Source organism: Liberiplasma polymorphum, assembly GCF_043951795.1.
GTDB lineage: Bacteria > Bacillota_I > Bacilli_A > Izemoplasmatales > Izemoplasmataceae > Liberiplasma > Liberiplasma polymorphum.
Genome location: NZ_JBIOAG010000028.1, coordinates 21046 through 27756 on the forward strand (window position 1 = coordinate 21046; position 6711 = coordinate 27756).

Annotated in this window: 5 protein-coding genes; 4 read left to right on the forward strand and 1 reads right to left on the reverse strand. The window is 33.7% G+C overall.

Annotated features, from left to right (window positions below):
• Positions 1-6 precede the first annotated feature (6 nt).
• The 4 genes from kamA to kamE are packed head-to-tail and all read left to right on the forward strand — an operon-like array spanning position 7 to position 4542.
• On the forward strand, positions 7-1281 hold the full coding sequence (gene kamA, locus ACHAJD_RS07235; RefSeq protein WP_435585191.1) for a lysine 2,3-aminomutase: 1275 nt from the start codon (positions 7-9) through the stop codon (positions 1279-1281).
• Positions 1265-2236 carry a lysine 5,6-aminomutase reactivase subunit KamB gene (gene kamB, locus ACHAJD_RS07240; RefSeq protein ID WP_435585192.1) on the forward strand — a complete coding sequence of 324 codons (972 nt, stop codon included), beginning with the start codon at positions 1265-1267 and terminating at the stop codon, positions 2234-2236. Before kamA ends, kamB begins: the two co-directional genes overlap by 17 nt.
• Positions 2237-2240: 4 nt before the next feature.
• Positions 2241-3812 carry a lysine 5,6-aminomutase subunit alpha gene (gene kamD, locus ACHAJD_RS07245; protein ID WP_435585193.1) on the forward strand — a complete coding sequence of 524 codons (1572 nt, stop codon included), beginning with the start codon at positions 2241-2243 and terminating at the stop codon, positions 3810-3812.
• Complete coding sequence (gene kamE, locus ACHAJD_RS07250) at positions 3802-4542, forward strand: lysine 5,6-aminomutase subunit beta (RefSeq protein ID WP_435585194.1); 741 nt, start codon at positions 3802-3804, stop codon at positions 4540-4542. Before kamD ends, kamE begins: the two co-directional genes overlap by 11 nt.
• Before the next feature lie 39 nt (positions 4543-4581).
• Here kamE and ACHAJD_RS07255 read toward each other — a convergent pair whose 3' ends face one another.
• A complete protein-coding gene (locus ACHAJD_RS07255) occupies positions 4582-6591 on the reverse strand; it encodes an HD domain-containing phosphohydrolase (RefSeq protein WP_435585195.1) in 2010 nt (669 codons plus the stop codon).
• Positions 6592-6711: the final 120 nt, after the last annotated feature.

The window sequence follows — 6711 nt, forward strand, 5'->3', positions numbered from 1 at the left end:
GTAATGATGAAAACAATTATAAATGATATCTATTTAGAACGTAAAGCACGCTATTTTAAAGATGTAACAGATGCACAATGGTCTGATTGGAAATGGCAAACTAAGCACCGAATTAAAAATGCAGAAGAGTTAAAAAAATACATTCAGTTAACTGAACGCGAAGAACAGATGATTGGCGATGTATTAGGACGTTTTCGTATGGCGATTACGCCTTATTACTTAACCTTAATGGATCCATTAAATAGCGAATGTCCAATCCGCTTACAAGCAGTTCCATTAGGAAACGAACTTACTGTTGGTAAATATGATTTACACGATCCGTTAGCCGAAGACCATGATTCTCCAGTCCCCGGCTTAACCCATCGTTATCCTGATCGTGTGTTATTTTTAATTACAGATATGTGCAGTATGTATTGTAGACATTGTACGAGAAGACGTTTTGCAGGTATGAAAGATGCAGAAATGACTAAAGATCATATAGATATGGCCATTGACTATATAAAAAATCATGAGGAAGTAAATGATGTGTTACTTAGTGGTGGCGATGCTTTCTTAGTGAGCGATGAGCGTATTGAATATATTTTAAAAAAACTACGAGAAATCGAGCATGTACAAGTCATTCGTTTTGGCACAAGAACACCAGTTGTAATGCCACAACGTATAACGGATAACTTAGTAAACATCTTAAAGAAATATCATCCGATTTGGGTGAATACACACTTTAATCACCCTGATGAAATCACCAGTGAAAGTAAAGAAGCTATCGATAAGCTTGCAAACGCAGGGATTCCACTAGGGAATCAAAGTGTTTTATTAAGAGGCGTTAATGATTGCGTACATATTATGAGAAAACTGGTTAAAAATTTAATTGCGATAAGGGTAAGACCTTACTATATTTATCAATGCGATTTATCAATGGGTATTGAACACTTTAGAACCCCTGTCAGTAAAGGGATTGAAATTATAGAAGGGCTACGTGGTCATATATCAGGCTTTGCAGTACCAACGTTTGTTGTTGATGCACCTGGTGGGGGCGGTAAAATCCCTGTAATGCCAAACTACGTCATATCAAGTGCACCAGGAAAAATAGTCCTAAGAAACTATGAAGGTGTTATCACAACCTATTCAGAACCCCTTCACTATGAGTCAGATTGCTCTTGCGAATCATGTAAATCAGAACATCGTGATGGTGTTAGTGGATTATTACAAGGTGAACGCATTAGTTTAGAACCGAAACACTTACTAAGAAACGAGCGTATAAAACGTGAAATCAATCATTGATCCTTATAAAACAATCGGGATTATTGGTTTAGCAAAAAACACCGGAAAAACAACATCATTAAATGCGATACTATCATTTTATCAATCCATACCCATTGCGATTACAAGTATAGGTTTAGACGGAGAAGACTACGATCAAGTGAACTATCTACCAAAGCCTAAGATTCGGATCACTAAAAACATGATTGTTGCAACCGCAAAAAAGTGTTTAGATGCTGTTGATACACCTTATGAAACAATAGAAACAACAAACTTAAAGACAGCACTTGGGGTTATAAAAATAGTTAGATTTAAAGCAGAAACCCATGTTGTTGTTGCAGGGCCGACTACAAATAAAGATCTTAACACTTTAATTAATACACTAAAGAAATTTGCTGATAAGATTTTTATAGATGGTGCATTTAACCGTAAAACATTCGCAAACATAGAACACATTGATGCCATTGTTTTAGCAACCGGTGCAAATGTGGCTAGTTCAATGGAAGAAACTATTGAAGTGACTAAACGTATTGATGAACACTTTAAATTCGAACGCGTTAAAGGGTTTAATCCCATCGCAAAAATCATGCTTCAAACAGAAAAAAAGGACTTGTATATACCCCACAAAAATATCGAGGATTTTAGCCGAGTACTAGAACGTTTAGATACCCCCTTAAAAGCCTTATATATTGAAGGTGCTATAACAGAAAACTTTATAAACAAGTTATTAAAAAGCAATGAAAAAAACTATCACTTAATTATTGATGATCCAACCAAAATTATAGCCAAACCAAAAACCTTAGATTACTTAAAAAAATATGGTGTTAACATAAGCGTAAGAAAAACCATTCCACTCATTGCCATTACCATTAATCCAACACAGCCTAGTGGAGAAAACTATAGTTCGTCTCAATTTTTAACAGAAATAAAAAAAGCCATTGATACCCCAATATTTGACGTCATGAGAATGGAGTGATGAAATGTCAAAATTACATTTAAATAAAGAAATTATAGAAAAATGCCGATTGGATGCTGAAACCATATCCAGTGATATATATGCATTTATAGAAAAGCATTCTACCGTATCAGTAGAGCGTGCCTTGTTAAGATTTTTAGGTATTGACGGCGTCAATCAAATTGATATCCCTTTAGTCAATACGATCGTCGATCACATTAAAAAAGAAGGCGATATTAGTAAAGGGTCATTACATTACATGGCTTATGCTTGTCATGATCTAAAAAAGCCCCCTCAAGAGATAGCTTCAAAGGTGGCTAATCATGAGGTTTCTTTAGCGATTTATAAAGATAGCCCAAAGTGTCCTTACATGCACGAACTAACGCCTTACTTTGAAGAAGTATTTAATCAAATCAATCTCATGAAAGATATTCGTAAAAACTTAATTAGCACTAAAAAGAGTAAAACCACCCCGGATAAATATGTTATTGTGGCTACTGGTAATATTTTCGAAGACATTAAACAAGCTGTATCTGCTGCCAAAAAAGGTGCAGATATTATCGCTGTTATTCGTACAACAGGTCAGTCCTTGTTAGATTATGTGCCTTTTGGAGCTACAACGGAAGGTTTTGGTGGGACCTATGCAACACAAGAAAATTTCCGTTTAATGCGTGAAGCACTTGATCAAGTCTCTAAAGAAGAAGACCGCTACATAAAACTGGTAAATTATGCTTCCGGTTTATGCATGCCTGAGATTGCTGCAATAGGTGCAATTGAAAGACTTGATATGATGCTAAATGACTCTTTATACGGTATTATTTTTAGAGATATTAATATGAAAAGAACCTTTGTGGATCAATATTTTTCTCGTGTAGTAAGTGCTTATGCTGAAATCATTATTAATACAGGTGAAGATAATTACTTAACCACTTCTGATGCATTTGAACATGCGCACACGGTTATTGCTTCACAGTTTATTAATGAACAGTTTGCTAAAAGTGCTTATATGGATGAATCGTTAATGGGTTTAGGTCATGCTTATGAGATTGATCCTAATCAAGAAAACAGTTTTTTATATGAACTTGCTCAAGCCGAATTATCTAGAGAAATATTTCCTAACGCACCACTTAAATATATGCCACCTACGAAACATATGACAGGCGACATTTTCAAAGGTCATATTCAAAATGCATTATTTAATATTGCTGCAGTCACAAGTCATCAGTCTATCCATCTATTAGGTATGTTAACCGAAGCGATTCATACACCATTTATAAGTGACCGTGCTTTAGCACTTGATAATGCTAGTTATATTGAGAAAGCATTTAAAGATTTTGGGGATGAAATCACGTATAAAAAAGATGGAATTATCGTCAAACGATCACACGAAGTACTAAATAATGCCCAAAACTTATTAGAAACCATCAAAAACGAAGGCTTATTTAAAACGTTAGAAGAAGGTCGTTTTGCTTCAATTTCTCGTTACGAAAACGCAGGAAAAGGATTAGATGGTGTATTTATAACGCATGAGGATTATCAAAATCCAATACTAGATTTCATGATCTCCCGTTTAAAGGAGGCAAAGTATGAAAAATAATCTCATAAGACCTTATGGAGACACCTTGAATGATGGGTTAGTACAAGTAAGTTTTACACTGCCATTACCATGTGATGCAATGGGTGAGGAAACCGCTAAAGCATTTGCGCTAAAAATGGGTTTACAAAACCCGAGTGTTGTTCACGCAACCCCATTAAGTGACGCATTTAGTTACTATATAATTTATGGGACGTTGATTCACCAAATCGACCCTTCACACATAAAGGTCACAGAAGTTGAACACGGTGCAATGACTAAAGAAGAAGTAGAGCAATTTATTGAAAACAACTTTAAAAAACCCCTCGTATTTATTGGGGCATCAACAGGTACTGATGCGCATACAGTCGGTATTGATGCGATAATGAACATGAAAGGTTTTGCGGGAAACTACGGCTTAGAACGATATAAAGGTATTAAAGCAATTAATTTAGGCAGTCAAGTTGATAATGAAACTTTACTTGAAGAAGCAATCAAGCATCAAGCTGATGTGATCTTGATTTCTCAAACTGTAACGCAAAAAGATGTGCATATTCAAAATCTAACCGAGTTCATCGAACTCTTAGAAGCCGAAGAAAAGCGCGATGATTTTATCGTTATTATTGGTGGGGCACGCATTAATCATAGCCTTGCAAAAGAATTGGGTTATGATGCTGGGTTTGGACCAAAAAAATATGCGTATGATGTAGCTAGTTTTGCGGTTCAAGCATTGTTTGAAAAGCAAAAAAAATAAAACAAAAAAACACGCACTTATTAAAATGTGCGTGTTTTTTTATTCATAATAATGATCAATGAAACCGTTTCTTATGAGTTCAATAGCCGTTTGTGCAATTTCAGAATCTAATTGAACATTTGATTGCTTTCTTAATACAGAAATAATTTCAGCTTTGGATTTTTGTTTACTGTAACTTTGTGTTCTCCCCATCGATGCAACCACTTCAGCGACATGTAAAATTTTACTACCAAAGGGAATTAAATCACCAGATATTCCATCTGGATAACCAGACCCATCAATTGCTTCATGATGATATTTAACTAACTCGCTGATGCGTTGTAGTTCACTTGACTCTCTTAATACTTCGTAGCCAAGGACCGTATGTTTTTTAATTTCTTCATATTCATTAATTGTTAAGGTATCTAATTTTCTAATGATGTCACCATCAAGACCTAGTTTACCCACATCATGTAAAATCGCTGCCCAGTATAAATCGGTTTGGGTTAATTGATCTAACTTATAAGCTTGCCCAATCGCACGTGAAAAGTGCGCAACATCTAAGCTATGCCCTTTAGTATAAGGATCGAATAGTTCAAGTGTTCGAAGCAAACTTAAGACAATATCATCTTTGATTTCATCATATTCAATGAGAACTTTTTGCGAAGTGTAATAACTTTCAATAAGTTTTTGCAATGAAGAAAAATATTGAAGATCTGAATCGTTAAAACTATAAGCACTACCAACTTTAAGATCAAAACTCATATCACAAATAACCGTTTCACTTAAACGCAAACTCAAGTAGATACTTTCTTTAACCTTAGGATTATTTTCTGCATATAAAGGATACATATCTTTTAAATCCGCTTTGATTAATGATTCTGTATCTTTAATAATATTTGGACCAGATAAAGAATATATCCAGTTATCTGTCGGCATTTTAAGTGTGTTTAAATGGTCTTTATCAAATCCAATACAGTCAATATAATAAGCGGTATCCGTAAGTAACGAAACCGAACCATAATCAGCTTTTTCAAATAAATCAAAGATCATTCTAAACATTTTTTCAAGCTGTTTATGAATGCTTCCTTGTTCTAATGTATCAAGATCACTTGATAAGGCAAACAAACTTTGCGTTGCGTTAATCAGTTTATCAAGGCGTTGACTTTTTTGTAAAATGATTTTTTCACTTTCATTAATTTCTCTTAAAAAATGTTTTAATACAAGGACGATTAAGATATTAGTAATTAAAAATGTATTAATATCAATGACGTATTGAATATTTGATATGTTACCAAAATATGGGGGATAAAACACCATAAAAATTAATATTAAAAAAGACATTATATAAGCGGTTTGATATTTATAACGAAATGCAATAAGAACAAAGAAGCCCATAAAAATATATTTATGCTCATCAAAACGTATATGAGAAAAAAAGTTATTAAAAAATAAAAAACTAAATAGAATAAACCCTAAAAACAAGTAAATGGTTTCTTTTTTTGGTTTAGCAATCAAAGGGTCTTTATCTAATAATAATGAGTTATATAAGGGAACCCCAAATATTATAAGTCCGTAAAAATCACCGATCATCCAAACGGAGATTGACGATAAAGTTTCTCTTAGTGTAAAATCAAAAAATAAATAGTAAGTAAAACTTCCTAAGACTGCTTGTGACAGTGCTATTGCAAGAGCCAATACTGTAAAATAGATACTATTTATAATAGTTAGTTTGGGGGTCATCTTTAAACGGTTAGCAATAAGCGTTGCAAGATAAATTATTATTAGCGTATGCGTGGTTATGATTAAAGGATGAATTAAAATTGTAAAAATTGAGAGGTCATAAGTAAACGCATTAATGATGCGGGCAAGTAAACTAGCGATAAACAAAGCAGGGAATATCTTTTTACCATACTTTAACGCAAACGCAAACATAAAGCCAATTGCCGGCCAAATCACACCAATCTCAAGTGGAGGTATAGTGAAAAAATAGCCTATATTAATCGCTAAAAATACCACTAAAAATGCAAACCAAGTCTCACGTTTTACCTGTTTAAAATAATTTAGCAATCTAGGCACCTCCTTTATTTCATGCTTTAATCTTATTATACATAAAAACCATTGATAAAACTACAATAAAACCCCCTTTTAAAATCAAATATTTATGATATAATGTAATGTCATTCAACT

Excerpts from the sequence above, each read along its gene's own strand:
- kamE (WP_435585194.1), top strand. The coding sequence starts at position 3,802 with ATGAAAAATAATCTCATAAGACCTTATGGAGACACCTTGAATGATGGG.
- kamD (WP_435585193.1), top strand. The coding sequence starts at position 2,241 with ATGTCAAAATTACATTTAAATAAAGAAATTATAGAAAAATGCCGATTG.
- kamA (WP_435585191.1), top strand. The coding sequence starts at position 7 with ATGAAAACAATTATAAATGATATCTATTTAGAACGTAAAGCACGCTAT.